The 25,809-nt window shown below is 54.7% G+C and carries 28 protein-coding genes; 8 read left to right on the forward strand and 20 right to left on the reverse strand.

Features of this window, described 5'->3' with window-relative positions:
* Positions 1–37: 37 nt before the first annotated feature.
* The 7 genes from E3E30_RS07980 to E3E30_RS08010 all read left to right on the forward strand — a co-directional run bounded on the left by E3E30_RS07980 (position 38) and on the right by E3E30_RS08010 (position 7,298).
* Positions 38–940, forward strand: coding sequence for a radical SAM protein (locus E3E30_RS07980; protein WP_167729168.1), 903 nt, complete (start codon positions 38–40; stop codon positions 938–940).
* Between the two features lie 41 nt (positions 941–981).
* Positions 982–1,980: an ABC transporter permease gene (locus tag E3E30_RS07985; protein ID WP_167729169.1), complete on the forward strand. Its 999-nt coding sequence runs from the start codon at positions 982–984 to the stop codon at positions 1,978–1,980.
* Positions 1,973–3,271, forward strand: a complete 1,299-nt coding sequence (locus E3E30_RS07990; RefSeq protein WP_167729170.1) for an ABC transporter permease subunit — start codon at positions 1,973–1,975, stop codon at positions 3,269–3,271. Before E3E30_RS07985 ends, E3E30_RS07990 begins: the two co-directional genes overlap by 8 nt.
* 26 nt (positions 3,272–3,297) lie before the next feature.
* Complete coding sequence (locus E3E30_RS07995) at positions 3,298–3,963, forward strand: hypothetical protein (protein WP_167729381.1); 666 nt, start codon at positions 3,298–3,300, stop codon at positions 3,961–3,963.
* 27 nt (positions 3,964–3,990) lie between these two features.
* The gene (locus E3E30_RS08000; protein WP_167729171.1) at positions 3,991–4,824 is read left to right on the forward strand and encodes a 7-cyano-7-deazaguanine synthase; all 834 of its coding nucleotides are present in this window, start codon (positions 3,991–3,993) and stop codon (positions 4,822–4,824) included.
* A 144-nt stretch (positions 4,825–4,968) separates the two neighbouring features.
* On the forward strand, positions 4,969–6,036 hold the full coding sequence (locus E3E30_RS08005) for an ABC transporter permease (protein WP_167729172.1): 1,068 nt from the start codon (positions 4,969–4,971) through the stop codon (positions 6,034–6,036).
* Positions 6,033–7,298 carry an ABC transporter permease subunit gene (locus tag E3E30_RS08010; protein WP_167729173.1) on the forward strand — a complete coding sequence of 422 codons (1,266 nt, stop codon included), beginning with the start codon at positions 6,033–6,035 and terminating at the stop codon, positions 7,296–7,298. The genes E3E30_RS08005 and E3E30_RS08010 overlap by 4 nt, the downstream gene beginning before the upstream one ends.
* On the opposite strand, the gene E3E30_RS08015 is transcribed toward E3E30_RS08010, so the two are convergent.
* The 15 genes from E3E30_RS08015 to E3E30_RS08085 all read right to left on the reverse strand — a co-directional run bounded on the left by E3E30_RS08015 (position 7,276) and on the right by E3E30_RS08085 (position 22,087).
* The gene (locus tag E3E30_RS08015; protein WP_167729174.1) at positions 7,276–8,499 is read right to left on the reverse strand and encodes a DHHA1 domain-containing protein; all 1,224 of its coding nucleotides are present in this window, start codon (positions 8,497–8,499) and stop codon (positions 7,276–7,278) included. The genes E3E30_RS08010 and E3E30_RS08015 overlap by 23 nt on opposite strands.
* A gap of 10 nt (positions 8,500–8,509) precedes the next feature.
* Entirely contained in the window at positions 8,510–9,265 is a 756-nt protein-coding gene (locus tag E3E30_RS08020) for a methyl-accepting chemotaxis protein (protein WP_042691190.1), read from the reverse strand.
* Positions 9,266–9,274: 9 nt separating this feature from the next.
* On the reverse strand, positions 9,275–10,042 hold the full coding sequence (locus tag E3E30_RS08025) for an MBL fold metallo-hydrolase (protein ID WP_167729175.1): 768 nt from the start codon (positions 10,040–10,042) through the stop codon (positions 9,275–9,277).
* A 100-nt stretch (positions 10,043–10,142) separates the two neighbouring features.
* A complete protein-coding gene (locus tag E3E30_RS08030) occupies positions 10,143–10,787 on the reverse strand; it encodes a V-type ATP synthase subunit D (RefSeq protein WP_042691187.1) in 645 nt (214 codons plus the stop codon).
* A 28-nt stretch (positions 10,788–10,815) separates the two neighbouring features.
* Positions 10,816–12,207: an ATP synthase subunit B gene (locus tag E3E30_RS08035; RefSeq protein WP_042691186.1), complete on the reverse strand. Its 1,392-nt coding sequence runs from the start codon at positions 12,205–12,207 to the stop codon at positions 10,816–10,818.
* A gap of 5 nt (positions 12,208–12,212) precedes the next feature.
* On the reverse strand, positions 12,213–13,970 hold the full coding sequence (locus tag E3E30_RS08040) for an ATP synthase subunit A (RefSeq protein ID WP_042691185.1): 1,758 nt from the start codon (positions 13,968–13,970) through the stop codon (positions 12,213–12,215).
* Positions 13,971–13,976: 6 nt separating this feature from the next.
* Positions 13,977–14,285, reverse strand: a complete 309-nt coding sequence (locus tag E3E30_RS08045; protein WP_042691183.1) for a V-type ATP synthase subunit F — start codon at positions 14,283–14,285, stop codon at positions 13,977–13,979.
* Positions 14,282–15,382 (reverse strand): V-type ATP synthase subunit C, encoded by a 1,101-nt coding sequence (locus tag E3E30_RS08050; protein WP_167729382.1) that lies wholly within the window; start codon positions 15,380–15,382, stop codon positions 14,282–14,284. Before E3E30_RS08050 ends, E3E30_RS08045 begins: the two co-directional genes overlap by 4 nt.
* The gene (locus E3E30_RS08055; RefSeq protein ID WP_167729176.1) at positions 15,382–15,993 is read right to left on the reverse strand and encodes a V-type ATP synthase subunit E; all 612 of its coding nucleotides are present in this window, start codon (positions 15,991–15,993) and stop codon (positions 15,382–15,384) included. Before E3E30_RS08055 ends, E3E30_RS08050 begins: the two co-directional genes overlap by 1 nt.
* A 35-nt stretch (positions 15,994–16,028) precedes the next feature.
* A complete protein-coding gene (locus tag E3E30_RS08060; RefSeq protein WP_042691179.1) occupies positions 16,029–16,514 on the reverse strand; it encodes an ATP synthase subunit K in 486 nt (161 codons plus the stop codon).
* Between the two features lie 3 nt (positions 16,515–16,517).
* On the reverse strand, positions 16,518–18,527 hold the full coding sequence (locus E3E30_RS08065; RefSeq protein WP_167729177.1) for a V-type ATP synthase subunit I: 2,010 nt from the start codon (positions 18,525–18,527) through the stop codon (positions 16,518–16,520).
* Position 18,528: 1 nt separating this feature from the next.
* Positions 18,529–18,840, reverse strand: a complete 312-nt coding sequence (locus E3E30_RS08070; protein ID WP_042691175.1) for a V-type ATP synthase subunit H — start codon at positions 18,838–18,840, stop codon at positions 18,529–18,531.
* A gap of 144 nt (positions 18,841–18,984) precedes the next feature.
* Positions 18,985–19,662 carry a TrkA family potassium uptake protein gene (locus E3E30_RS08075; protein WP_042691173.1) on the reverse strand — a complete coding sequence of 226 codons (678 nt, stop codon included), beginning with the start codon at positions 19,660–19,662 and terminating at the stop codon, positions 18,985–18,987.
* Positions 19,662–21,182 (reverse strand): preprotein translocase subunit SecD, encoded by a 1,521-nt coding sequence (locus tag E3E30_RS08080; protein WP_167729178.1) that lies wholly within the window; start codon positions 21,180–21,182, stop codon positions 19,662–19,664. Before E3E30_RS08080 ends, E3E30_RS08075 begins: the two co-directional genes overlap by 1 nt.
* The gene (locus tag E3E30_RS08085) at positions 21,179–22,087 is read right to left on the reverse strand and encodes a protein translocase subunit SecF (RefSeq protein ID WP_167729179.1); all 909 of its coding nucleotides are present in this window, start codon (positions 22,085–22,087) and stop codon (positions 21,179–21,181) included. Before E3E30_RS08085 ends, E3E30_RS08080 begins: the two co-directional genes overlap by 4 nt.
* 314 nt (positions 22,088–22,401) lie before the next feature.
* On the opposite strand from E3E30_RS08085, the gene speD reads away from it, so the two are divergent.
* Positions 22,402–22,821 (forward strand): adenosylmethionine decarboxylase, encoded by a 420-nt coding sequence (gene speD / locus E3E30_RS08090; protein ID WP_042693233.1) that lies wholly within the window; start codon positions 22,402–22,404, stop codon positions 22,819–22,821.
* On the opposite strand, the gene E3E30_RS08095 is transcribed toward speD, so the two are convergent.
* From E3E30_RS08095 to E3E30_RS08115, 5 genes are all read right to left on the reverse strand, one after another.
* Positions 22,818–23,363, reverse strand: a complete 546-nt coding sequence (locus E3E30_RS08095) for a hypothetical protein (RefSeq protein ID WP_042691169.1) — start codon at positions 23,361–23,363, stop codon at positions 22,818–22,820. The genes speD and E3E30_RS08095 overlap by 4 nt on opposite strands.
* Positions 23,364–23,385: 22 nt before the next feature.
* The gene (locus tag E3E30_RS08100; protein ID WP_099209533.1) at positions 23,386–24,132 is read right to left on the reverse strand and encodes a KaiC domain-containing protein; all 747 of its coding nucleotides are present in this window, start codon (positions 24,130–24,132) and stop codon (positions 23,386–23,388) included.
* 83 nt (positions 24,133–24,215) lie between these two features.
* Positions 24,216–24,719, reverse strand: coding sequence for a hypothetical protein (locus E3E30_RS08105; RefSeq protein WP_167729180.1), 504 nt, complete (start codon positions 24,717–24,719; stop codon positions 24,216–24,218).
* Between the two features lie 60 nt (positions 24,720–24,779).
* Complete coding sequence (locus E3E30_RS08110; RefSeq protein WP_167729181.1) at positions 24,780–25,199, reverse strand: hypothetical protein; 420 nt, start codon at positions 25,197–25,199, stop codon at positions 24,780–24,782.
* A 62-nt stretch (positions 25,200–25,261) separates the two neighbouring features.
* Positions 25,262–25,777 (reverse strand): YkgJ family cysteine cluster protein, encoded by a 516-nt coding sequence (locus tag E3E30_RS08115; protein WP_167729182.1) that lies wholly within the window; start codon positions 25,775–25,777, stop codon positions 25,262–25,264.
* Between the last annotated feature and the right edge of the window lie 32 nt (positions 25,778–25,809).

The following is a 25,809-nucleotide window of genomic DNA, read 5'->3' on the forward strand; positions in this document are numbered from 1 at the left end:
TTTTAAGTCCCTTTTATCCGCTCCGGCCGGTGAGAGGATGAGGTACAGCTGGGAGGAGTTTGCGAGGAAGATGGGCGTCGAGCCCCAGATTCTTGAGAACGAGGAGGCGAGGCTCCTAAAGAAGTTCGTTGACGAGATGCTCTACCCGAGCCACTGCAGATACTGCCAGGGCCTCGATTTGAGCAATCCAAACCCCGTTCACCACCCGAGCTACGAGCTTACTCCAGCGTGCAATCACGACTGCATCTTCTGCTACTCGAACGTCGCGGTGAAGCTCGGAAAGGCGCCAAAACCGGGCTACTACGGCTGGGAGAACCCGAAGGCGATAACCGTTTCGCAGTACGGGGAGCCACTGCTGAGCAAGCGAATAGTAGAGGTCAACAGAATGCTCCGCGAGAGGTTTCCGGAGGCGAGGCTCGACCTCCAGACCAACGGCTCGCTCCTCACCGAGGAGCTCTGGCAAAAGCTCGACTTCGACATCGTCATGATAAGCCTCGACGCCTCGACGCGCGAAAAGCATCTCAAAATTACGAACGCCGACACGTTCGACGCAGTCGTCAACGCGCTGAGGATAGTTGGCTCGGACAAAAACGTCCGCTCGGTTGTGAGAACAATCTTCATGCCGGGGATAAACGACGAGGACATACCGAGGATAGCGGAGCTAGCAGCTTCCCTTGGAATAGACGAGATGCACCTACAGCCGCTGACGGTTCACGAGCTCAACGTGGACCGACTTAAGAGGGCGGGCCTCGATTTCGAGAGGGCCGAGAGCATGAGGGAGCTTCTCAAAACGGCGATGGAGGCAAAGAAGTACATAGACGTCAGGATAAGCGGTTGCCTTTTAGCCCAGCTCAAGAAAATGGACGCGCTCACGCTCTTCAGCGTCAGGAGGGTTGCGAGGGAAGTCGCACCGGTTGTGAAGAGGACGAGACTTGAGTAGCGACCGCAACTTTTTTATTCATCTCTTGTGTAATTAAACCGATGACCACCAGAATAATTGGAGTTATCCTCAGAGAGTTGGCCATATTTATAACGGTGGTTATGATACTGTCGGCTCTCATAGCCTCCTCAGAAGCCACTCTACGTGGGGAATCCATTGGAAGTGCACTGCACCCCGCGAACCTCGTCAACAAAACAAAAGAGTACTTCCAGTTTTCGGCCGACGTCTTCAAAAATGAAGATGAGAAGGTAGTAACGATAACCAGGGGCAACTCAACTCTCATATACTACATCCCAACCCCACACAGCATCTTCACTTCCACAGTTGGAACAACCCCGGGCACGTCAATTCTCCTGACCCTGGCAATTCTTTCGGTTTCGCTCCTGTTGATTCTCATCTTCGGAGCCCTGTGGGGCTTGAGAGCCGGTTATCGGGAGGGAATCTCAGATAGAATCCTGAGAATCCTCGGGCCCTCTTTCTCCGCCATCCCAGGCTGGTTCTGGGCAGTTGCACTCCTCTGGATTCTCTGGTGGAAGCTTAGCGTTCTCCCCCTGAGCTACCTCGACTACATTCATAGGGCAAGCGTTGAGGGCAGGGTTACCATTTTCACCCACCTGAAGGGCCTGGCCCTGCCGATTCTCACCCTAACTCTAGTCAACATTCCTGTTTATGCAATGACCGTCAGGAACCTAATCATCAGGGCAAGGGAGGAAGACTACGTCATAACCGACGTCCTGAAGGGTCTCCCAGACGGCAGGATAGAGCGCAAGCTCCTCCGCGTTGTACTTCCGAGCTTCCTGACCTTTACAAGCTACAGCTTCCTAAACCTGCTGATGAACGACATGGCGGTGGAGGTTCTCTTCAACGTTCCAGGAATCGGCAGGACATTTATGATGGGAGTCCGAGGGTTAATCTTCTCCCTAAACGGGAGCATGCTCTTCTTTGCGAGTCTTGTAATGTCCACCCTGTACTTCGTGAACGCTTCAATCCTTGAAGGCCTGTACCTAAAGCTCGACCCGAGGGTGAGGCGGGATGCGTAAGCTCTCGGTTCTTATAATAGCATTCTTCGTTGCATTCTCAATCATTGGGCCCCACATGGTTGTCGAAAAAAACGCCGAGAACTGGAACAACGCCTCCTACTGGAAGTACAACCCCATCGGGGTTCCCCCTGAGTGGTACGGTAAGCTAGCAGGGCTCCCCAAGACGGAATGGCTTGAGGGGACCTACCAGAACGGCAGTTTCGTGTACTACTACGACTTTCACTACGAGAGCGTTCCCCAGAACATCTTGGTCATCCCAAACCTCACCAAGAGCCTGAGGATATCAATCGTTGACCCGCGCGGAAAAGAGTATCCCGTCTGGAACGGAATGGTTCCCGATTCCCTCAACCTAGGCACCGTTAGTTCATCGATAATGCGTATCGCAGAAGAAAAGTGCAATCCAAAGCCAATCTGGCCCCAGCTCCTGTTCCACAACCCGCTCAAGGCAGTATTCGCCGAACCAGGAACGGACTGCGTCTTTCACTTCGTCCCGCTAAGGGGAACCTACAAAATCGTAATAACCGGCACCTTCGGAAAGCTCGAATCCAACGACGAGCCAAAGGTTAGAATCCTGGGGTTAAGCTACGGCCGGCTGGGAACGGATGTTTACGGAAGGGACGTGTGGACCGGCTACGCCTACGGCGCGAGGGAAACGATAATGATTTCAATACTCGGCGCGGGCATTCTCGCGCTCCTCGCCTTTGCCGTAGGTTCCCTGAGCGTCATTTCAACGAAGTTCGGTTCCGTAGTAAACGCGGCCTCCAAGATTTTAACCTCAACCCCCTCCCTGCCACTGGCAGTGCTCCTCGTCTTTCTCATTGGCCAGTTGGATGTGGGAATCGGAACCCTTGAAATACACGTCAACCCCTACGTGATGGCGCTCATAGTCGCCATAGTCTTCATAGGCACCTCTTCGAGGGAAATCCGCTCCATAGTCGAGGAAGAGCTGAGAAAGGATTACATAGAGTCGAGCAGGGCAATGGGAGCAAGCCCGCTCCAAATCCTGAGGTTCCATATATTTCCGGTTCTGCTTCCGTACGTGGTTTACCTCTTCGCAATCTCAGTACCGGGGATAATAGCCTTCATAACCCTCCTCGGGTTCTTTAACGTCGTTCCGGGGTTCAACTGGGGCACCATAATGAGCACGCCCCTGATGGCGGGAATAGCGAAGTACGTTCCGTACTGGTGGCAGATAGTCCCCCTCGGCCTCTCCCTCGGTCTGATAGCCTACGCTTTCATAGACCTCGGAAGGTTCGTCGAGGCGAGGTTCCTCAAAAGGTCTAAAACATAAGCAGTAAATCCCAGTAGGTGGCGCCCATGGGAGTCCAAAACGCTCTCTCCCTGTTCATCCTGCTGGTATTCATTGGGATAAACCTCTGGCTTTCGCTAACGCGGCTGATAACGAGGATAACCGGAAAGCTCGTCCGGAGGGTCCTCCGCGTGGAGCTCCCAGAGAACGAAAAGAAAGCCATTGAAAGGCTGTTCACGCCGATTTGGATTGGGGTTGGCCTCTACGGCGCCTGGAAGGTCCGCTGGGACTATTTGGCGATGCTCTTTGCTTTTCTAGCGTTCAGGAGCGGAGCAAACGTATCTAAGCTCCTCGTCTACAGCCACCACGATGGAAAAATCCTGAAGAATCTAAGGGGAAGGCTCCTCGGAACCCTTGCAAGGGTCACGAGGCTCGGACTTCTCCTCGAAGGAACTTTCATCCTGGCCCTAGCCCTGGCTTACAAAGCCCTCTTCGCCCTTTCAACGTCCAGAGGCCCCGTTGGAATTTTCATTCTTAAACTATGGCTTCTAGGATTGCTCTCGGGCTTTGCCTTTGGGTGGCTCGTGGCTAGAAACAACGGGGGAATCCTGCTGAGGGACCAGATTGCCCTCGTGCTCCTCTTCGCGGGAAAGAAGGGCGTTGAAAAGACCGAGGAAAAAGTCGAGCTCATAAAGTCCAAGAAAAATTCACTGGCCTCGCGCTTCAAAAAATGATTTAAAGGGCCTTTCTTTTCTCTCGCCATGCTGAAGTGCTCACTCTGCGTCAACGATGAGAGAACGTCGAGAATAGACATCGTAAACGGAAAGCCGATATGCCGTGAATGCCAGGTTTACCTAAAGCACCCCCTCGACAGGGAGAAAATCAGAAAGGAACTCGAAGAACTCATGAAGGACGTTGACAGGGCCGTGGTTGCCTACTCCGGCGGAAAGGACAGCGTGGTGGCGCTCTATTTGGCCAAGGAAGTCTACAGAATCCCAGAGCTCGAAGCGGTGATGATAGACCACGGGCTCATGGCCGAGGAAGCTATAGAGAACGCGAAGCGAATAGCCGAGCATCTTGGAGTTCCCTTCAAAGTCTTACGCTACGACTACTCCGACATATTCAGAAACGCCCTCCTGAAGGGCCAGAGCCCGTGCAGGGCCTGCTCGAAGAGGACGATGGAGAAGCTGAGGAAGTACGCCCTCAGGAACGGCTACAGGTACATAATAACGGGCCACGAGCTTCCATTCGGCCACCATCCATACAGGCTCATGAGCGGTGGAGTCGTTCAGATTAGGCTCCTCTCAATGATGACCGAGGAAGAGCGCTTTGAAATCCTGGAAAAGCTTCCCTTCGAGTTCCCGGAGCTTCCTGGTTATACCACCAACTGCCTCGTTCTTGGGCCGGCTCTGCAACTCTACTGGGAGAAGCACGGCCACAGCTTCGAGCACAGACGAATAGCGGCCCTCGTTCGCTACGGCCTCATGAGCAGGGAGAGGGCGGAGAAAGAGCTCCAAAAGCCGGAGGTACCTGAGGAGCAGTGGAAGGTCGTGCTGGAAAAGCTTGGGCTGGATAGAAACCGGTTCAAACTTTGACAAAGAGAGAAATCGAGAAAAAGTTCACAAACTCCGGGGGAACCCTTTGAAATTTTTCAATTTCTTACGGAAGGGAACGAGGCCTGAAAAAGAAAAATGTCAAAACTTTTAAACTCATGGCGAGTATTTCTCATGGTGGAATAAGTGGGTGCGCGAAGACAAGTTGGAAAAGTAATAGTCAAAAACTTCGTGTTTTTTACCGTTGCCGTCCTCGTGTTCCTAATTCTCGTGACGTCCGCCCAGTGGAAGTTAACGCAGTACAAAATACAGGACGTCTTTACGCAGAACCTCAAGGTCATACATGAGAACAGGCAGTACTTTGAGGCCCAGATGGAAAAGCTGGGAATGAACGAAACGGAGTACGCATGGTACTGGACCTATAAGGTGCTCAGGATAAAGCCAACTTTCACGGGAACCCTTGAGTACTACTTCAAAACCTCATTATCAGTTTTTAAAGACCTCGGGAGCGCAGGACTCAAGGGATTCAGCCACCCTATGGGCTATTACCTCAAGAACACCATCGTAATCCTAATCCTCGTGGAACTGTGCATCCTCGCGGTTGGAACGTACCTCGGCCTGCGGGCAGGCTACAGGGGCGGACGCCTTGATTCCGTGATTTCCACCATGGCCCAGCTCTTCTCCGCAATCCCGGTGTGGTTTATAGGCGCCGTTGTGTTCCTGCTCGCCTGGAGGTTTTCAGTCCTTCCTGATTTCGCCATGAGAATCCAGCTCGCCTCAACTGACGGTTCCCCAGGGCTGGGTGAGTACACCGTCGGCTTCGCCCTGCCCGCTATCGCAATGATTCTCTCGGCAACGTGGGAGTACGCCTTCACGCTGAGAAACATCGTCGTGAGTGAAAGGAAGAGCGACCACATAACCTACGACATAGCAAGGGGCCTGCCTGACGGCAGAATCATGAAAAAGCTCCTCCGTGTGGTCTTTCCGAGTTTTCTAACCTACACAACCTACAACTTCATGGACGTTTTCATGAGCGTCCTCGTCATAGAGCTCGTCTTCGACGTTCCAGGCCTCGGATACATCCTGCTGCACTCCTTCAGGGTAATCAACAAGCCGCCGGAGGGCGTTGAGTTCGTCTACTACCCAGAGGCCATCTTCGTCGTTGGTTTTGCCATGCTGTTGATTTACTTCATCAACTCGCTCCTGACCGAGATAGTCTACGTATACCTTGACCCGAGGGTGAGAAGACAATGAGGAAGATGAAGGCGGGCTTTGCGATTCTCCTAATCTACGTCCTCCTCGCACTCATCTCACCCCACGTGATTCCAGCGGAGGACGTCAAGAACTGGAACTACAAAACCTACTGGCTGAAGAATCCCAGAATGGCCCCTCCGGAGTGGGTTAACCTCTTTGGAAAAAGCCTCCCCCCGACGGGAAACCTCAGGGAGGAAAAGCCCGGAGAGTACGTGTACAACTTCCACTACGACCAGCCACCACAGGACATCCTAATAATACCCCCAGCAAACTGGTCCGGCTTCGTAGAGGTAACGGTACTGACACCGGACGGGAAGAAAGTAACGCTCTACTCCGGTACCATAACGGGAATAACGTCCACAGGAAAGGCTTTCTTCACAGTTTTTGACCTCGCAAGGCAGATGGGAGTCAACGACGACATCTCGGACATGATAGTCAAGGGGGAGGGTCTTAAGATTCTGTTTTTCAGGAAGGAGGGAGACGAGTGGGTTCCAGTAAAAGGAAAATACACCTTTAGAGTCAACGCATCATCAAAAATAACCCTCCGCGTCGTTGGAAGAACTTACGGTCCCCTCGGAACGGACTCGGACGGGAGGGACATAGCGGTTATATTCCTCGGCGGACTACCCCAGACCCTTGTGATAGTTTTCCTGACCGCCCTGACAACGGTTCTCCTCGGCACTGCAACCGGTTTGTTCGGGGCCCTCTCAGGAAAGCTGGGAGCCCTAGTGGAAGGCTTTGCAAAGGTTTCCTCGATGCTCCCCCTTGTTCCAGCGATGATTCTCCTCGTTCCAATCCTCGGAAGCGTCAGCTACTATGGAACCATAGAGATATCAACCGGTGCGTTCGTCTTTGCCCTGTCGCTCCTCCTCTTCGGCAAGGTCAGCCAGAACGTCAGAACGATAACCATGACAGAACTCTCAAAAGAACACATCCTCGCCTCAAAGGCCGTTGGTGGAAGTGAGCTCTGGATTCTCAGAAGGCACGTTCTGAAGGCCGTTCTACCCTACGCGGTTTCCCAGCTCATACTAACGGCGGCCAAGGTAATAGCCATAATCTCAATCCTCGGATTCTTCAACGTCAACTTCGGCTTCAACTGGGGAGAACTGCTCGCGATGGTGGTAACTCAGAGGGCCATCTACAACGGCGCCTGGTGGATGGTCCTGCCCGTTGGAGTGGCCATAACGGTGATAGCGATAGCCCTCCTGCTGATAAAAAGCGAAGTGGAGGAGAGGTTCATCAATCCCTGGGAGAGCCTATGAGCTCCCTCAGCTTTTCCTTTGCAACGTCGAGAACGTCTTCCGGTTCCGCCTCAACCCTTCCCCTGGCTAGGTTGTCGGTTCCACCGCCCTTGCCGCCGAGCTCCTCGATGACCTTCGCAAGGAGTTCCTTCATCGAAACCTCAACTTCCTCGTTCCGGGCGAAGAGGACGTAATCCTCGCTCGCGAGGAGGAGTATCGAACCGGGATTGTTCTCGACAAAGTTGACTGCAAATGCCTGGGCGTCCTTCATGGGCCACTTCTCGACGAGGGCAACCACGTTGTAATCACCTATCTCCTCAGCCTTGTCAATCAAGGCCAGTCCCTTCCAGCGCCAGAGCTCGTGCCTGAGCTCGTCGAGCTTTTCCTCAAGGGAATCCATCTCCTCCTTCAGTTCCCTGACCCTCTCAACGAGCGGCCTGTTCTTGTTTGGCATTTCATCCAGAGCGCTCCAGTAGTCTTCTAGGAGCTCGTTGAGCGTCCTTAAAGCCCTGTTTCCGGCGACGAACTCTATTCTCCAGAGGTTCTTGGACTTCTTGTAGAAGCGGAGAACCTTGATGAACCCTATCTCGGAGGTGTTCCTAACGTGGGTTCCACCGCAGGGAGTCCTGTCAACGTCGCCGATGCTCACTATCCTGACCCTGTCCGTTACCTTGCTCACGTGCTTCCTGAGGGTCTTGACGATGTCGTCGGGAAGGTACTTGAACTCCTCGACCGTTACGGGAATTCCCTCCGCTATCACCCTGTTGGCCTCGATTTCGGCCTCGGTAATCATCTCCCAGTCGAGCGGGCCGTTGACCTCAATCTTGTTGTAGTGCTCAAAAATCTGGAAGCCCGTCGTGTCGAGGTCGTAGAGCTTCTTCAGAACGGCCGAGAGGATATGCTGGCCGGTGTGGTTCTTCATGTTCTCGTATCTCCAGTCCCAGTCAAGCTTCAGCTTAACTTCCTCGCCCTTCTCAGGAAACCTGCCCTCGATAACGCCCTCATGCCAGATTTCCTCCCGCTCCTTAACCTTGGTGACCTCTATCGTGAACCCGTCGCCCTCTATAAGCCCCCTGTCTGAGGGCTGGCCACCGCCTTCAGGGTAGAATATCGTCCTGTCAAGGAGAACCTCAACGAGGCCGTTGCCCAAATCCTTAACCTCAACCACCTTTGCGGTGGTCTCCCTAAGGTAGGGGTCGGAGTAGTAAAGCCTCTCCGTCATTCCCAACACCTCACAACTCATCCTTCTGCTCCTTCGCGTACTCGCTGACCATCATCCTGAGGAGTGAAGCCAGCTCCTTGTTGTACTTGTCCTGCATGTCGGCGAACTTCCTCAAAGCTAAGGCTATTCCCTTGAGCCTCTTGATGTCGTTCACTATCTCCTCCTGCTCGCGCGAAATCTCGTCGAGGACGGAGCTAATCTCAACCATCGCTTCAATGTCCCTGCCGAGTATCTCGGTACCCTCCTTAATCCTGTCCATTACGGCTAAAGCGTCGCGGAGCGTCTCGAGCTGGCCCATGACGCGGGTGTTGAAGTCCTTTATCTCCTTGGCGAGGTTCATCGTTTGAACGGCCATCTTTCGAATCTCATCGGCGACAACCGCGAAGCCCCTTCCCGCTTCCCCGGCTCTCGCGGCCTCTATCGAGGCGTTCAGGGCAACGAGGTTGGTCTGCTTCGCCACGCTCGCTATCGAGTCGCTTATCCTCGACACGTACTCAAGGTTCTCGACGAGGGTGTTGAACTCCTTGGCAAAGACCTCAAAGCGCTGGAAGAAGGGAAGGAACTCCTCTTGAAAGCGCTCAAGCTCTTTCATGACCTGAGACAGTTTCTCAATGTTCTCGATAATCACCATGTTGTTCTCAAGGAACTGCCCGCTAATCTGCTCCGCCAGCTCGTCTATGATTTTGCTGGACTCCCTGCTGGAGGTTTTTATACGAACCGACTGGGCCAGGGCGTTCGATGCCTTCTCGATGCTCCTGACGTTCATGCTACCACCTCAGCGGTAGAGGTCAACGCCGCACTTCAGGTTCTCGAGGAAGTCGTAAAAGCGCGGTATGAACCTCTTCGGTATTATCGCCCCGTGCTGGGGCAGTATCGCCTCGACGTCAAGGAACTTCACCCTGTCGAGCCAGGCCTTTATGGCCCTGTTCGTCGGCATGAGCCTCTCGTGAACCGGCCTCATCGCCTGAATGTGCCTTTCCATGTTCTCAACAACTATATAGGGCTCGTCCAGGAGCGCTATGCCGATATCGCCGGTGAAGAGGAACTTGCTCCTGTGGTCGTATATCGTGAAGTGTCCCGGGCTGTGAAGGAAGTGGGCAGGTATGAACTCGAGCGTGGTCGCGCCGAAGGGCATCGTCTCGCCCTCGTCCGGCAGCTCGTGGGTCACTGCCTTGGCATCCTCAAAGCCGAAGTGCGGTAAAAACCTCGTCCAGAGCCAGTGGACTATTATTTTCGCGTTGCTTACCTCTCTCCACAGGGGCAAGCTACCGGCAACGTCCGGGTCCTGGTGGCATATGTAGATGTACTCGATGTCCCTGGGGTCGATGTACTTTGACGCGTTGGCGAGAACCTTCGAGAAAATCTTGTATCCTCCGGGGTCTATGAGGATGCCCTTCCCCCTGCTGACTATGAGATAGCTGTTGACGTCAACGTCCTCGCCGCCCTCCTGTGTTCCAAGGTAAACGACGAGGTGCTCGTCATCGCGGTAGAGAACGTGGTCTTTTCTCGGGTCGAGTCCGGGCTCAATAAAGTACTCTCCCATCGCTCACCCCCAGCTTAATTACGAGAAGGGTATATTTAAGCGATTTGCCTACACAAGCACCTACATAAACGCCCCTCAGAAAAAGGAGAGCGCAAAGGGCTCAGGAACCGCCCCTGGCCTCGATTAACGCCTTAACCCTCTTGAGCCTGAAGAAGTTCTCGCGCTCCATCTCATCGAGGCGCTGCTTGATGAACTTAACCGTTGCCTCCATGCGCGGGATTATGATGTACTCGAGCGCGTTGACGCGCCTCTTAGTGACCTCGATTTCCCTCGCGAGCCTCTTGAGGGTCTCCTCGACCTCTGCAAGGCGGACCGCTAAATCAAGAACTTCCTCGAACTTCTCGGCCACGAGGTCAACCTTGGCGGAGCTCGAAACGAAGGCGTAACCCCTCTCCCCCGCGTTCCTCCTGAAGCTCTCGGCCTCGATGAGGGGAACCGGAACGCCCATGACGTTCCTCTTCCTAATCTCAACCTCCCTGTTGGGCTTCACGGAGAGGCTTATCTCCTTGAGGCGGAGCGTTCCGACGTCAATCTCGGCCATCTGAAGGGCCTCAAAGGCCTCCTTCATCTTGAGGTTGAGCTCGCGCCTCAGCTGAAGCGCCTCGTCGTAGATTGTGAAGAACTCCATGACTAAAGCATCTTGCTTGTCCTTGAGGAGCTTGTGGCCCTTCTTGGCCAGCTGGATGCGCCTCTTCAGGTTGAGGAGCTCCATTCGCGTCGGCTTCACGTTGAGCAGTTCTGCCATCTCGACCACCTAAAAAGTTGGTAGGGGCTCACTCGCCCCTCTTCCTGTACTTGGGGTGGTACTTGAGGATGTACTCCTTCCTGACACGCTTGAGCTCGCTCTCCGGAAGCTCCGCCAGGAGCTCCCAGCCGAGGTCGAGGGTCTCGAAGATGCTCCTGTCCTCGTCGTAGCGCTGAGCGATGAACTCGCGCTCGAACCTGTCTGCGAACTTGAGGTACTTCCTGTCGGTCTCGCTGAGAGCTTCCTCACCGACGACGGCGACGAGGTCTCTAAGGGAGCGTCCCTCGGCGTAGGCCGCGTAGAGCTGCTGGCTGAGCTGCGGGTGGTCTTCCCTGGTTCTTCCCTTACCAATACCGTCCTTCATCAGACGGCTGAGACTCGGGAGGACATCAATGGGCGGGTAGATACCCTTCCTGTGGAGCTCCCTGCTGAGGACTATCTGGCCCTCGGTGATGTAACCGGTAAGGTCTGGAATCGGGTGGGTGATATCGTCGTCGGGCATCGTGAGGATTGGCATCTGGGTTATGCTTCCCTTCTTGCCCCTGACACGACCGGCACGCTCGTAGATTGTGGCCAAGTCAGTGTACATGTAACCCGGATAACCGCGCCTTCCGGGAACCTCTTCTCTGGCAGCTGAAATCTCACGCAGGGCCTCGGCGTAGTTGGTCATGTCCGTGAGGATAACCAGAACCTGCATGTCGTAGTCGAAGGCGAGATACTCTGCAACGGTCAGGGCCATACGCGGGGTGATGATACGTTCGATTGCCGGGTCGTCGGCGAGGTTGAGGAACAGGACGGCCCTCTCTATTGCTCCGGTCTCCTCGAAGCTCTTCTTGAAGAAGTTGGCCTCCTCGTAGGTGATACCCATCGCCGCGAAGACCACTGCAAACTGCTCCTCCTCGCCGAGGACCTTCGCCTGCCTCGCTATTTGAGCGGCGAGCATGTTGTGTGGCAGACCTGAACCGCTGAATATCGGAAGCTTCTGACCGCGAACGAGGGTGTTCATACCGTCTATGGCCGAGATACCCGTCTGGATGAAGTCCCTCGGATAGGCACGGGCGACCGGGTTGAGCGGTGCACCGTGAACGTCCCTCCTGTCCTCGGGGATGATTTCCGGTCCGCCGTCGATGGGCTTACCGATACCGTTGAAGATTCTTCCCAGCATGTCCATTGAAACGGGAACCTTGAGGGTCTCGCCGGTGAAGCGGACGCTGGTGGTCTTGACGTCCAAATCGCGGGTTCCCTCGAAGACCTGGACTATCGCAAGGTTCTCCCTGGCCTCGAGCACCTGTCCCTTCCTCTTCTCCCCGCTCTCGGTCTCTATCTCGACGACCTCACCGTAGGCAACTCCCTTGACGCCCTCGACAATCATCAGCGGGCCGTAAATCTTGCTAACGGTGGAGTACTCCATTCCCGGCATGAGCATCACGCCCCGTACTTCTTGAAGAGCTCTTCAAACTGCTCGTTCGTCTCATCTATGAGCGCCCTAATCTTCTCGATATCGGGCTCGAACTTCATACGGCCTATCTTCTCCCTGACCGGGAGCTTGGCTATCTCGTCAACTGGAACGCCCCTGTCAACGGCCTCCATTGTCCTCTCGTAGAAGTTTAGGATAACGCGCATCATGGTGACCTGCTTCTTCGGCGGGCAGTAGGTGTCGACCTCGTCGAAAGCATCTTGCTGGAGGTAGTCCTCACGGAGCATCCTGGTGACGATGAGTATGGCCTTCTCCCTGTCGGGTAACGCGTCAGGACCGACGATTCTGACAATCTCCTGGAGTTCAGCCTCCTTCTGGAGGAGGGCCATAGCGGTATCGCGCATCTTCCTCCACTCTGGGTCAACGTTCTTGTGCCACCAGTCCTGTATCGAGTCGAGGTAGAGGGAGTAGCTCCTCAGCCAGTTGATTGCCGGGAAGTGCCTCCTCCTAGCGAGGTCAGCATCGAGGGCCCAGAAGACCTTGACGACACGCAGGGTGTTCTGGACGACGGGCTCGCTGAAGTCTCCACCGGGCGGTGAAACGGCACCGATGACGGAGACGCTACCGACCCTGGGCTCGCTTCCAAGGGTCACAACGCGGCCGGCACGCTCGTAGAACTCCGCTATCTTACTGGCGAGGTAGGCCGGGTAGCCTTCCTCACCGGGCATCTCCTCGAGACGGCCGGAAATCTCACGCAGGGCCTCGGCCCATCTTGAGGTGGAGTCAGCCATCAGAGCGACGTCGTAGCCCTGGTCGCGGAAGTATTCCGCTATGGTGATTCCGGTGTAGATTGAAGCCTCACGAGCCGCGACCGGCATGTTCGAGGTGTTGGCTATGAGGACGGTTCTCTCCATGAGCGGTTTACCGGTCTTCGGGTCCTTGAGCTTGGGGAACTCCTCAAGGACGTCGGTCATCTCGTTTCCGCGCTCACCGCAACCGATGTAGACGACGACCTGCGCGTCACTCCACTTGGCGAGCTGGTGCTGGGTGACGGTCTTTCCTGAACCGAACGGGCCCGGAATTGCTGCAGTTCCACCCTTGGCTATCGAGAAGAAGGTGTCTATCGTTCTCTGTCCGGTGATGAGCGGAACCTCGGGCGGGAGCTTGTTCTTGTAGGGCCTCTTGACACGGACCGGCCACTTGTGGTACATCTTAAGCTCCTCTATGCTCCCGTCGGGCTTTTTGACCTTGGCGATAACCTCTTCGACGGTGTAGTCGCCTTCCTCGGCTATCTCGACTATCTCACCCTCGACCCAAGGCGGAACAAGGATTTTGTGCTCGATGATGCTCGTTTCCGGAACGACACCGAGAATGTCTCCACCGGTGACCTTGTCGCCGACCTTGACGGTTGGCGTGAAGTGCCACTTCTTGTCCCTCGGAAGGGCCGGAGCGGTAAGACCCCTCGCTATGAAGTCACCGCTGAGCTCTCTCAGCTTTTCGAGCGGTCTCTGAATTCCGTCGTACATCGAGGTGAGCAGACCGGGACCGAGCTCGACGCTGAGCGACGAACCGGTTCCCTCGACCGGCTCACCGGGCCTTATACCAGCGGTTTCCTCGTAGACCTGAATGACTGCCTTGTCGCCTTCGAGACGGATGATTTCTCCGATGAGACCCATCTCACCGACGCGAACGACCTCGTACATCTTGCTTCCTTTCATGCCGTCCGCAACGACGAGTGGTCCCGTAACACGAATTATCCTTCCCATTTCCCTTCACCTCTTGAGCTCAACACCGATAGCCCTCCTGACTATCTCGCGGAGGGCCTCTTCACCGAACTTAGAGCCCGACTTATCGGGCACCTGAAGGATGATTGGAATCGTAACGTCCGGAATCTCAACCCTCTGGGCGAACCTCTCGGTTATGAGTATGATTCCCACGTCGCCCCTCTCAACGAGCTCCTTAAGCTTGTTCCTAAGCCTCTCCATCTCAAGGGGGGTGTCTTCAAAGGCGTAAACCTCGTGGGCCCCGGCAAGCTTGAAGCCCAGAGCGGTGTCCCTGTCGCCGAGCACGGCTATCTTCATGCCACCTCACCCGCGAGCTCCTTTATCCTTTCGGGCTCAACGCCGTTCTCTATCAGCTTGGCTATTGCCCTCAGCTTCCTGATTTCCCTCTCCCTCCTGAGGACGTAGCTCAGCGGCGTGGCTATGCTGAGCGGGTAGAAGCGTTCGAGCTCTGAAATCCTCTCGATTATGTGGTCGTTGAGTGCCTTCTCGAGGACGCTCAGGTCTTTCTCTATTTCCTCCCTGACGTCCCTGATTACCTGGCCGTACTTGGTCGAGTCGAGCTCGGCTAAGGCCATGTCGAAGGAGTCAACGTGCAGGAGCGGGTCAAGCTTGACGGTTCCGCCCGGAATCAGCATCGGCTTTATCTCTTCCGCCGAGAGACCGGCCTTCTTTGCCCTGAGCGCGGTAAGGATGTTGACCCTGTCTATCGAGAGCCTTACGAACTCCTCTAAGATAATCCTCTCGTCGTCCTTCCTTGAGAGGGCATAGCTCAGCAGTTTTCCGTAGTGCATCCTGTAGAGCTCGGTCTCGAAGCGGGTAACGTCTATCTCGCCGAGCAGGAGCTTCTGGTAAACTTCCTCATAGGGGGTTCCCTCGAGGATTACGAGGATTTCTTCAAGGGTCTTCGCCTCGGCCATCGCCTTGACCTTGGGGAGCATCGTTCCGAGCTCGACGACGTAGTCGCTCGCGGGCTCGTTGGCGAGCTTGGCCTTGACGACGTTGGCTATGTTCCTGACGTCCCAGCCCTCGAGGAGGAGCTCAAAGAAGCCCTTTGAGCGCTTGGGGAGTATCTTGAACATGAGCTCGTAAGTTCCGGCTAAGGCCCTCTCAAGGGCCTTCTCAACCTCCTCAACGGTGTAGCTCGAAACGTCGGCGAGGTAGTCTTTGTAGTCGGTGTCCTCCAGGTTCACGACGAAGTTCTGGAGGGTTCTGCTTTCGGCCAATTCGTTGAACTTCTGCTCTGTGAGGAGCTTCGCTTCCATGGCCTTGATTCTGGCGTTCGGATACGAGTAGGGGGTGTACTTCCAGATTATCCTGGCGGTCTTGTAGCCCACCCACGTGAAGACGACTGCAATGGTGGTGTTGAGGATTCCCGTTACTGCCTCCATCTCAATCACCCGAAGAGGGCCTTGGCGATGGTAGCCCTCAGGTCACTTTCAAAGCGCTCTATCCTGGACTCGAAGGTGTTGTCAACCCTAACCGTTCCGTCGGAGCTCTCCACGAGGATTCCGCCGATGGTCTGAATCGGCTCACCGACGGTGACCTCGACGTCCTTTCCAAGGGCCTCGCGGAGCTTCTCCCTGAACTCGGAAAGCCTCTCAACGATGAGCTTGAGGGTCCTCTCGTTGGAGCGGACGACGACCTTATCGGTTCCGAGCTCCTCAACGGCCTTGACGGTGAGTTCAACGAGCATCGGGAAGTACTCGTCCTCGGGGAGGTTCGCGAGCCTCTCTTTGAGGGACTCAATGACGGACCTTATGAGCTCCTCCTGAACGGCGAGCTTCTTCTTCCTGACCTCGAGCTTGGCGTTGGCGATTATCCTCTGCTTCTCTATCTCGGCCTGGGTCTTGGCCTTTCGGAGTATCCACTCGGCCTTGGCCTCCGCCCTCTTTCTGGCCTCGTCCTTGAGCTTCTCGGCCTCTTCCCTGGCTTCGCTGAGTATGTACTGTATCTTCTGCTCGGCCTCCCTGTTTATCTCCTGAATTATCAGTTCAGCCCCTTCCATCTTCAATCCTCCTCAAGCTGTAAAAAGGAGAGGGTTCAGAGACCGACGCCGGTGGCAATCATGATGAGCGCACCGACGAGACCGAAGATGGCCATGGTCTCGGCCATAGCGGCGAAGATGATGCCCTGGGTGAAGGTCTTCGGGTTCTTGGCAACGGCACCGATTCCAGCGCTCGCGATGATACCCTGCGGTATGGCCGAGAGGCCGGTAAGGCCGACGGTAAGGCCGGCACCGAAGAGTATGGCGCTCTTAACTATGTTGTCTGTGGTGGCCTGGGCGAACTTGAAGCCGCCGCCTATGATTCCCGCGCTGAGCAGGATGAGGAACAGCGTAATGAGACCGTAGATACTCTGGGTCATCGGCAGACCTTCGAGTATCAGCGCGTTCTTGAAGTTCTTCTCGTCCTCTGCAACGACTCCTGCAGCTGCGGCACCTGCTATACCAACACCGAAGGCCGAGGCGGCACCCGCTATTCCGCTCGCGAGCGCCGCACCGAGGGCAACGTAAACTATCGGGTCCATCCTTCATGCACCTCCATCAGCTTTCAACTCGAGTTTCGAAACCTCCCTCTTGGACTTGAACGGGGTGAAGGGCTTTCCATCGCCCGAGTAAAAGGTTCCGAAGAACTCAACGTACTGAAGACGGAGCGAGTGAACGAACGCTCCGAGGGCGTTTATGGCGGTCGAAAACAGCTGACCGCCGACGAAGATAATCAAACCTATGATAATTCCGAGCGGAACGACGCTTATCTTGATTCCCCAGACCATCGCGGCAAGGACGTTGATGACCATCGCTATTCCGCTGGTTGCCAGTGCGAGGGCCATAAGCCTGGCGTAGCTGAGCCAAGTTCCGACGAAGCCAAAGAAGTCCGAGATTATCATCAGCGCCGCGAGTCCGCCGTTGGCAACTATCTCGCCGACCGCGAAGAGGACTATGCCGATTCCGAAGAGTGCCTTGGCCGGTAGCATCAGCGAGGCGTTCTTGGTCGCGAAGAAGACTATGCTGAGTATTATGAGCATCCAGGGGAGCTGCTCAAGTACTGCCCCCTTGGCGTCGCCGTTCTTCCACTTAACTATGAAGCCTATGGTGTAGCCGGTGAAGAGGTGCGCGAGACCTATGGCGAGTGCGAGCATTAAGACGAACATCGGGTCCTTCAATGCATCCGCTATGCGCCAGAACTGGGCGTTCGGATTGCCCGTGACGTACTGGAGGACTATGTCTCCGGCGTTGCCGAAGTAGCTGCCGAAGAGGATTCCCATGAGCATCGTGAAGAACGAGCTGACGAGCAGTGTATATGCGAACTTGTAGGTTCCGTCGTTGAACTTCTTGTGGCCCTTGACGAGGAGTGCCGCGACGATGCCGACGATGAGACCGTACATGAAGTCGGTGAGCATGAAGCCGAAGAAGAACGAGTACGTGAAGGCTATAATCGGCGTCGGGTCTATCTCGTCGTACCTCGGAACGCCGTACATCTCGGTGAGCATCTCGAAGGGTCTCGCCCAGCTTGGATTCTTGAGCTTAATCGGAATCTCCTCAATTTCCTCCTTCCTCGGCTCACGTACGTTTATGTAGGCCTTCCCTTCGGTGACCTTCTTTATCCCCTCGAGAACCTTTGGAACGTCAACCCTCGGGAGCCAGCCGGTTAGGGCGAAGGTCATGTTCGTCCTCGCGAGCATCGGGAGCACTGAGGCCTTGTCGCGCTCGTTTTCCATCAGCTCCTGGTAGAAGACGACGTCGTCGTAGTACTTCTCGGCGAGCTTTTCGGCTTCCTTCTTCGCCTCGTCGAGCTCCCTGAGCTTGGCATCGAGCTTCTTCCTGTACTCCCTGACGAGTTCCTCGGGCGTTCCCTCTCCCTCGGGAACCTCAATCCTCTCAAAGGAGTGCTTGGCCAGGACGGAGTTAACTTTGTCGTGGTCCTTTGAGAGGTTCGCAACGACGAGGAGCGCCTTGTCGCCGAGCTCTTTGCTCACAAGGGCGACCTTACCCTCTGTGATTTTCCTAAGGTCCTCGATGAGCGCCGGGAGCTTTAGCCTTTCAACGGAACCGACGGAAACCTCGACGAGACCGCTGTGCCTGAGGTACTGAACGGGGAGCTTGAAGACGGAGAGCAGTTCAAGGGTTGATATCGCCTCTTTAATCCTCTCTATCTCCGACTGGAGAGAGCTGAGCTTCCCTTCAACGGCCTTTATCTCGGGCTCAGCCTTTGCGAGGAACTCCTCAACGTCCTTGATGAGCTTCTCAATGCCCTCGTAGTGGTAGGTTCTCTTAGCCTTCTCCTTGGGGAAGAAGAACTCCTTTATTCCCCCTCCCTGAGCCTTCTTGTGGGCCTTCAGGAAATCAACGAGCCTTGAGATTGTTATGCTGTAGGAAGCGGCCTTTCGATGGTACTCGTTTGGAGTATCTTTCTGGGCGATTTTAACGTCGAGCTCGCGAATCTCCACGAGCCCGGCCTCGTGAAGGTAGGTCAGCAGCTCGTCCTTGTAGCGGTTGAGCGTTATGACGTCGAGCTTGACCATCTCCTCGGGCCTGAACATCTCAGCCCCCTCTCACAAGCTCTATTGCCTGGGTTATTGCGCTCTCGAAGTTGGCCTCGGCCTTCGAACGGAGGGACTCAATTTCCCTCTCGCCCTCCTCAAGAATCTTCTTAGCCTCGGCCTCCCCCTCTTCCCTCGCCTTCTGAACGAGGGAATCGGCCTCGACCTGGGCCTTGGCAAGTATTTCCTCCTCAACGGCCTTTGCTTCTTCCTTGGCCCTGAGGACGATGGCCTTTGCTTCCTCTTTGGCGCGCTCAATACGCTCCTCTGCTTCCTTTTCTGCATCAACAATCCGCTTGATGACGTCCTCCATGAGCCGTCCCTCCGATGACCCTGAAAACAGTTGAGCTTTTCGCCACCTTTGGCTTCCCTAACTGGTTTAAATAGTTTATGGTTTGGGATAAGGAACATGGAAAAATGATTAGAGGGGTGCACGCATTTTCGTCGGATTTTAGGTCTACTCCCCGCCCTCCAAAAGTTCCTTCACTTCCTTGAGGACGGAGTTCTTGGCAAAGACGATGACCTGACCTTTCTCGGGCAACTTCGTATCTCCGGAGGGAATGATTAGGTTGCCTTTTTCGTCGTAAACCGCTATAATCAGCGCGTCCTTGGGGAGGTTGAGCTCTTTAACGAGCTTTCCAGCAATCCTGCTGTTCTCGTCTATCGTGAACCTCACTATCTCGGCCCCCTCCTTGGGGAAGAGAACGCGGTCAAAGCCCGGTGTGACTATGTTCCTGCTGATGTACTCCGCCGCTATCTCCTCCGGCGAAATCACGAAGTCGAAGTACTTCTTCAGGTCGCCGACTTCCTCAAAGATTCTCCTGTTCTTGGGGTTGCTTATCCTCAGCGAGGTCTTGACGTTCGGGTTGAGGTTCTTAGCCAAGATGCAGGCGAGCAGGTTGGCGTCGTCCTTGCCCGTTAAAGCCGCGAAGGCGTCGGCCTGCTTTATGTTTGCTTCTTCCAGTGTCTTCGGGTCCGTTGCGTCGCCCTCTATGACGAGGCCGTTTATCTGCATCGAGAGCTCCTTCGCTCTGTCCCTGTCCATCTCGATTATCGTGACGTCGTGGCCGTCCTCCTCGAGCATTTTGGCGACGAGGTAGCCAACCCTTCCGGCACCCATTATTATGACGTACATCAGTCCTCACCGACGAGGTACTTGGCTATCTCGGCGTAGGCAGGCCTCGTGACGAAGATTCCGATGAGGACGCCGATAATGGTCGTCACCGCGAAGCCCTTGAGGGTTCCGACGAAGTAAACCAGGAGGAAGCTCATGGCCGCTATCGTGGTTGCTGCCGAGGCGAATATGATGAAGAACGCCCTTCCAATCCTCTTGAGCGTGCTTGAACGCCTCGTTATCTTCGTGAGCTTTTCGCCTCCGAGAAGCTCGTCGGTTATGACTATCTGCTGGTCTACTCCCGTACCGATGGCCGCTATGATACCGGCTATACTCGGGAGGTCGAGGTTCCACTTGATTAAGGCGGCGATTCCGAGGATTATCGTGACCTCGAAGAGGCTCGTGCTGGCGACGGGTATGGCTATCTTCCAGTTCCTGTAGTGGAAGTAAACTATCAGCAGGACGGCTATCAGAGCCGCTATTCCAGCGTAGAGAGCCTGGGTCTTGAAGCTCTCACCAAGCTTGGGCGAGATAAACTGCATTCCGATGACCTTGAGCTTGACCGGGAGCGAACCGCTCTTGAGGACGGTGTAGACGGTCTTGGCCTCCTGCTCAGCTTGGAGCCTGTTTGCCGCGTGGCCGGTTATCTGAACGTCGGTCTGAGGAACCCCGTTGGCAAGGCCCTCGCCAAGTGAATACGGGCCGTAGAGACCGAGAACGCTGCGAACGAGCTCCGCATCACTAACACCGCTCTGTCTCGGTACGTAGCGGACACTCACGTTCATTGCCCTGAGCTTGTCAACGAGGCTCGCTCCAACGTCAACGAGAACTATCGGCTTACCGTCGGCGAGCTTCTTGAGCTCCTCGGCGCTCTGGTTGGCGTAGGCTATCGTGGTTATGTTGAAAGCATCGTGGATTCTCTCCACAAGATAAGGCGCCTGCGGGGCGTTCGCGTTGAAGGCGGTGCTGTTCATGAGGTCGTACATGCTCTTGGGAACAACAAGGAGCGAGTTGATAGGCGGGTCGAGGAACATGTCAACGGGCCAGCCGGCCTTGCCCTTTGCAAGCTTGGCGAACTTCTCGGCGGCAGTCTTGGAGATACGGAACGGCACTTCCCAGCTGTTGTCGGGGTTAATTTTATAGACGCCAACGTAGGTTATGTCCTTGCCCGTTCCAAAGATTACGCCGTCGAACTCCATGTAGAAGACACCCTGGCTCTCAATAACCTTCTTGAGGGCGTTTGCCTCCTCCGCGCTCGTCACGTTCGCAACCTTAACGACGACGATGTCGTTGCCCTGTCCCTGAACCTGAACATCGCGGAGGCCGAAGGTGTTCAAACGCTTCTGAAGGGAGTCCGTCACGAGCTCCATCGTCTTGGAGTCAACGGGGTGCTCTGTCTGGGCTATGAGTGCGACACCACCGGCTATGTCTATTCCAAAGGTCAGGGGACGCATCGCCAGAGTCGCTATCGAACCGGCAAGGAAGATGATGAGAAGGATTATCCTCCAGTTGAAGAGGAGCTTCTTAAGCTTCCTGTTCATGCCTTAACCCCCCTTGTGGTGAGATACCACCTGAGAACACCGGCGTTGAAAATCCAGGTGTTCATGAAGTCCGCGAGGAGACCGAAGATGAGGACTATGGCTATGTTGTCTATCGTCGGCGACGTTGAGATTAGCCAGAGCATGAAGAGGGCTCCAAGCGTCGTGGTGCTCATGGTAAAGCCCGTCGATACCGCGCTCAGGTAGGCCTCCTCTATTGTGTCCTCCTTCCTGCGCGTGAGCTTGGTTGTGAGGAGGATGTTGCTGTCGACGGTATAACCTATGAGCATCAGCAGGGCCGCTATCGTCGCGGTCGTCAGCTGGATTCCGAAGACGCCCATCATGGCAACCGCTATAACCATGTCCGAGAGGGCCGAGAAGATTATTGCCAGCGATGAGACGGGGTTCCTGAAGAACAGGAAGACCACCACCGCCATCGCGAGGAAGGCGAAGGCTATTGCCCTTATTCCCTGCTTCTTTGCGAGTTCACCAAACGTCGGCAGAACCTCGCTGTGGGTGTACTCGGCATCCGGGTACTTCTGCTTGAGGATGTTGATAATCTCAACCGGGTCAACTCCACTCGGAGCGTAAACGCGGATTCCCTTCGTTCCCTCTACGCTCGTGAAGCTCTCAACGTTTACGTTGACGCCGAGCTCGCTTCTGAGCCACTTCTCAACCTGGTCTGGGTTCGCGTTCACACCGTAACCGGTAACCACGACACCGCCCTTGAGGTCAATGCCGAGTGGAGGGAAGTGCACCGCCAGCAGGAGCAGTGCGACTATGAAAACCGCGAGCGGGTAGATTATCATCTTCCTTGGTTCCATCTCGGCCAAAAACCTGAGCTTTTCGCGCTTTTTTGCCCGGAACTCGTTGGCCTCCCCGGGCTTTTTAGCCTTCTTCCTGGCCATACGTTCACCCCTGAGAGTTTTTAATCCCAACTTGTGGTTAATTTGAAGGGCGAGTTTTAAAATTAGTGGTTCGCTGGTTTAAGTTGAGCACCGCTCACCAGAAAGGTTTAAACGGCTTCACAAGCCTTAAAGTCCGTTTTGGCAGAGAGTAACAGAATTCTCCGAAAACTGCCAGAAACTTTCAGTTTAAATCAATAAAGCTCCGCTCCGGTTAGTTCAGAACCGAAACGGCCCGGCCATTCCCGTTCACTTCGGGGATTAACTTTAAAAAGGGAGCGCACTACCCACCCCTCAGGTGAGAGGCCATGAGCGAGATAGAGACCATTGGCTTTCACTACGTTGTTGAAGCCGCTGGCTGTGACCCAGAGATACTCGGTGACGCTGACAAGATAAGACAGATATTCCTTGAGGCGGCAAAGGTAGGCAACATGGAGGTCAAGTCGAGCTACTTCTTCAAGTTCTCACCGACCGGCGTCAGTGGCGTCGTCATCGTCGCGGAGAGCCACATCTCAATCCACACCTGGCCGGAGAAGGGTTACGCGGCTCTGGACGTTTACACCTGCGGAACCAAGGCCGAGCCCGAGAAGGCCGTTGACTACATCCTCGACAAACTGAAGGCCAAGTACGCCCACGTCTCCGAGATAAAGCGCGGAATCGAGGAGGACGACGACACCTTCACCCACATGATAATGACCTGGGAAGAGAGCCTCAGGAAAAACGGAAACGGAAGTTAAAGGAGCTTCTCTATTTCCCTTATCCTTTCTAGGGCATCGCTGAGTACCTTTCTGACGTTCTCAAGCTTCGCCTGGAGCTCGCGGTTCTGCTCCTCAAGCTTCTTGACCTGCTCCCTGAGTTCGTTGAGCTTCGCCTCAAGCTCCTCCTTCTCCTTCTTGAGCTTCTCGTACTCCTCCATGGCAACGAGCTGACCGCCTTTAGCTAGAACCTCAACGTTCTTAACCAGCTCGTCGAGCTTGCCCTGCTTTATGAGCTCGTAGGTTTCTCTGACGAGCTGACCGGCCTTAGTTTCTCCCTTGAGGTGCTTCCTTATGGTCGCCTCCGTCCTGCCGAGTTCCTCGGCGATTTCCCTGACTGTCATGCCTGCCTTCTCCCTCGCTATCGCTCCGGCTGCTACCGCGAGGCTGTCGACCCAGGTGAGCCTCTCGGCCGGGTCCTTGATGAGCTCTATGACCTCGGGCCTGAAGAGCGTCGCGAAGAGCAGTATGCTCTCGAGCCTGTGTATCTCCTCCCTTCCCATCGGGTTCAGTGGAACCTCCATACCTCTCACCCCCTTTCAGTTTTCACTCAATCTCAACAACGGTCTTCCTCTTCAGCACCTTGTCAGGGTAAACCACGATTCCCTTATCGGTTATCTCGAACGGGTGCCTCCTCATGCTGTGGCTCGTTCCGCGCATCTTCCAGACTATGAGTGAGCGCTTGAGCTCACCGTCAATCTCGTCAAGGTCGAGCCTTATTATGCCGTCTACGCCGTGCTCAACTCCCGGTCCGCCGAATCCGCGCTCGCCGACGCTTATCTGGCTCACGAGTATGCTCGTAACCCCGAGACCAGCTAAGACGCGCTTGAGCTGCATGACGATGCTCCTCGCCATAGCCGGCTTGTTGATGTAGAGAGTTGTAACCGAGTCGATAACGACGCGCTTGGCCCCGAGGTCTTTAACGGCCGTTCTAAGGACGTCTATGAACTCCCTGATGTCGGTTAAGTCGTGGACGATGTACTTCTCGTACTCCTTGCTCTTGCCGATTCCAGCGGTGAAGGCGTCAACCATCGCGAATAAACCTTCCTCCTCGTACTTCCTGACGTCCCAGCCGAACTGGGCCATGTTCTGCCTGACCTGAACGGGGTGCTCCTCAAGGGCGACGTAAATGCCGGGCTCGCCCATCTGGAGGCCGTTCCAGATGAACTGCTGGCTGAATATGGACTTGCCGGTTCCCGGCCCGCCGCTGAGCAGGACGACGTTCCTCTCGGGAATTCCGCCGTGAAGGATTTCGTCCATGCCAGGAATGCCGGTCTTGACCTTTCTAATCATGAGCGTCACCCCCTTTAGTAACCTTTAGTTACCATTAGGCTCTACGCAAAAGGTCTTAAAAAGGTTACGTGCGGTTAGAAAATTCAGCGCTTCCGCCTCAAAAACTCCCCGATGTCGGTGACGTTCAGGATGAACTTCCTCCTGCTTTCGGGGTTTATCCTGCCAATGCCAAGGATAATCCCGTTCTCGTCGTATATTACGAGCTTCTTCGTTCCCTGCCAGACGTACTTTCGCACACCGCTCCTCGGGACGTCCTTGCCAGTGGTGAAGAGGAAGCCGGCCTTTGGACTCAGCACCGCGTAGTTCTTCTCGACCTCAACGAAGTAGAAGAACTCGACGTTGGGGTAGAACTTTTCAACGAGGTTGTCAACCTTAATCGTGCCGACGAAGGTTCCGTAGGCGTAGGGTTTGACGGCCAGGCCTTCAAGCTCCCTCCAGACCCGCTCGTTGACGGCGTAAACGTCCCTGAACTTACCCTCAACGACGGCGAAAAAATGGTGCTTCAACTCGCCGTACTTCTCGGCCTCGCGGAGTATGAGGTCGTATTCCCATGCGGAGGCACGGCGGTAGCGGAGTTCCTGGTTCATGTTGTTGAACTTTTTGAAAAATACTTAAAAAGAAATCGTTTTTAACTTCTTGACACTTGTCTACTCAATTTTCCGCAAAACTATAAGTGTGAATCTCTTTATTGGCAATGGCATATCTATCCTAACCTGTCGGCGTTCAGTCTTGTCAAGTGAAACAACAATGTTTTTATCGTCATCAACCCACAAAGTCAAAGGTCCAGCTTCAACAGACTTTAATCCTCCATACATAATGCTTATACCGCCGGATTTTCCTAAGTAAGTAACCTCCATTGGATGAAATCCGTAGTCCCAGCATTCTTCATCACAAGCATCGTCTCTAAAAATAGGCCTTTCGCTAATTTCTCCGTCAATACGGACAACCTTTAGCATATCAGAGAACTTACTTGATAGTTCGTAGTCCAATGCGGAGATAATGTCCATATCTGCTGATTCCCACAGGGTAACAACTAACTTATCGCCTTGGATTTCAAACGATACCATAGTAACACCCCATTTAAGTAGCAAACAGGAAATTTAAACTTTTTGGGCCTTATTTACCCAAATCATATTTCAAGACGCTCTATCAGCTTTGCAAAGCCGTCCATATCGGTCTTCTCGAACTCCCTCTCGAACTCAAGCCCGAGCTCCGCTATCTCCTCAGGCGTTATCGTCGTTTCCGGGTTTTCGGCGTTTATTCCGGGACAGCTCTCATCGTAGTAGAGCCACAGGGTTTCGCCTTTGTAATTGAACGGCTTCTCACCCTCGATGCCGAGCGGTTTTCTGGAGACCATGAAGGGGTAGATGCGGCAGATAACCGGCCTGACCTCGTGAATCCTGCACTTACCGGTTTCCGGGTCGTGAAAGACGCAACCCAAATCCCACTCCCGGACGGCGAGAACGAAGCGCACATTATTGCCCTCTACCGAGAACGTCACGAAGTCCTGGGGGTCGTTTCCGGCCTTGGCTATTCGCTCGACGTCCTTTAGAGTCAGGTAGACGTGCCTTCCCCTGCAACAGTCGAGGCAGTAGAGACAGCGGAAACCGACCGGCTCTGTGAAGGGTCTCGGTTTGAAGCGCATGTCATGAGTTTCCAACAGCAATAAAAACCTTT

Origin of the sequence: Thermococcus sp. 9N3 (assembly GCF_012027685.1) — an archaeon.
GTDB lineage: Archaea > Methanobacteriota_B > Thermococci > Thermococcales > Thermococcaceae > Thermococcus > Thermococcus nautili.

Bases quoted from the DNA above. Each gene is read 5' to 3' on its own strand.
- E3E30_RS07980 (WP_167729168.1), top strand. From the start codon at position 38: ATGAGGTACAGCTGGGAGGAGTTTGCGAGGAAGATGGGCGTCGAGCCC.
- E3E30_RS07985 (WP_167729169.1), top strand. From the start codon at position 982: ATGACCACCAGAATAATTGGAGTTATCCTCAGAGAGTTGGCCATATTT.
- E3E30_RS07990 (WP_167729170.1), top strand. From the start codon at position 1,973: ATGCGTAAGCTCTCGGTTCTTATAATAGCATTCTTCGTTGCATTCTCA.
- E3E30_RS07995 (WP_167729381.1), top strand. From the start codon at position 3,298: ATGGGAGTCCAAAACGCTCTCTCCCTGTTCATCCTGCTGGTATTCATT.
- E3E30_RS08000 (WP_167729171.1), top strand. From the start codon at position 3,991: ATGCTGAAGTGCTCACTCTGCGTCAACGATGAGAGAACGTCGAGAATA.
- E3E30_RS08010 (WP_167729173.1), top strand. From the start codon at position 6,033: ATGAGGAAGATGAAGGCGGGCTTTGCGATTCTCCTAATCTACGTCCTC.
- E3E30_RS08015 (WP_167729174.1), bottom strand. From the start codon at position 8,499: ATGACGGAGAGGCTTTACTACTCCGACCCCTACCTTAGGGAGACCACC.
- E3E30_RS08020 (WP_042691190.1), bottom strand. From the start codon at position 9,265: ATGAACGTCAGGAGCATCGAGAAGGCATCGAACGCCCTGGCCCAGTCG.
- E3E30_RS08025 (WP_167729175.1), bottom strand. From the start codon at position 10,042: ATGGGAGAGTACTTTATTGAGCCCGGACTCGACCCGAGAAAAGACCAC.
- E3E30_RS08030 (WP_042691187.1), bottom strand. From the start codon at position 10,787: ATGGCAGAACTGCTCAACGTGAAGCCGACGCGAATGGAGCTCCTCAAC.
- E3E30_RS08035 (WP_042691186.1), bottom strand. From the start codon at position 12,207: ATGCCGGGAATGGAGTACTCCACCGTTAGCAAGATTTACGGCCCGCTG.
- E3E30_RS08040 (WP_042691185.1), bottom strand. From the start codon at position 13,970: ATGGGAAGGATAATTCGTGTTACGGGACCACTCGTCGTTGCGGACGGC.
- E3E30_RS08045 (WP_042691183.1), bottom strand. From the start codon at position 14,285: ATGAAGATAGCCGTGCTCGGCGACAGGGACACCGCTCTGGGCTTCAAG.
- E3E30_RS08055 (WP_167729176.1), bottom strand. From the start codon at position 15,993: ATGGAAGGGGCTGAACTGATAATTCAGGAGATAAACAGGGAGGCCGAG.
- E3E30_RS08060 (WP_042691179.1), bottom strand. From the start codon at position 16,514: ATGGACCCGATAGTTTACGTTGCCCTCGGTGCGGCGCTCGCGAGCGGA.
- E3E30_RS08065 (WP_167729177.1), bottom strand. From the start codon at position 18,527: ATGTTCAGGCCCGAGGAGATGGTCAAGCTCGACGTCATAACGCTCAAC.
- E3E30_RS08070 (WP_042691175.1), bottom strand. From the start codon at position 18,840: ATGGAGGACGTCATCAAGCGGATTGTTGATGCAGAAAAGGAAGCAGAG.
- E3E30_RS08075 (WP_042691173.1), bottom strand. From the start codon at position 19,662: ATGTACGTCATAATAATGGGTGCCGGAAGGGTTGGCTACCTCGTCGCC.
- E3E30_RS08080 (WP_167729178.1), bottom strand. From the start codon at position 21,182: ATGAACAGGAAGCTTAAGAAGCTCCTCTTCAACTGGAGGATAATCCTT.
- E3E30_RS08085 (WP_167729179.1), bottom strand. From the start codon at position 22,087: ATGGCCAGGAAGAAGGCTAAAAAGCCCGGGGAGGCCAACGAGTTCCGG.
- E3E30_RS08095 (WP_042691169.1), bottom strand. From the start codon at position 23,363: ATGGAGGTTCCACTGAACCCGATGGGAAGGGAGGAGATACACAGGCTC.
- E3E30_RS08100 (WP_099209533.1), bottom strand. From the start codon at position 24,132: ATGATTAGAAAGGTCAAGACCGGCATTCCTGGCATGGACGAAATCCTT.
- E3E30_RS08105 (WP_167729180.1), bottom strand. From the start codon at position 24,719: ATGAACCAGGAACTCCGCTACCGCCGTGCCTCCGCATGGGAATACGAC.
- E3E30_RS08110 (WP_167729181.1), bottom strand. From the start codon at position 25,199: ATGGTATCGTTTGAAATCCAAGGCGATAAGTTAGTTGTTACCCTGTGG.
- E3E30_RS08115 (WP_167729182.1), bottom strand. From the start codon at position 25,777: ATGCGCTTCAAACCGAGACCCTTCACAGAGCCGGTCGGTTTCCGCTGT.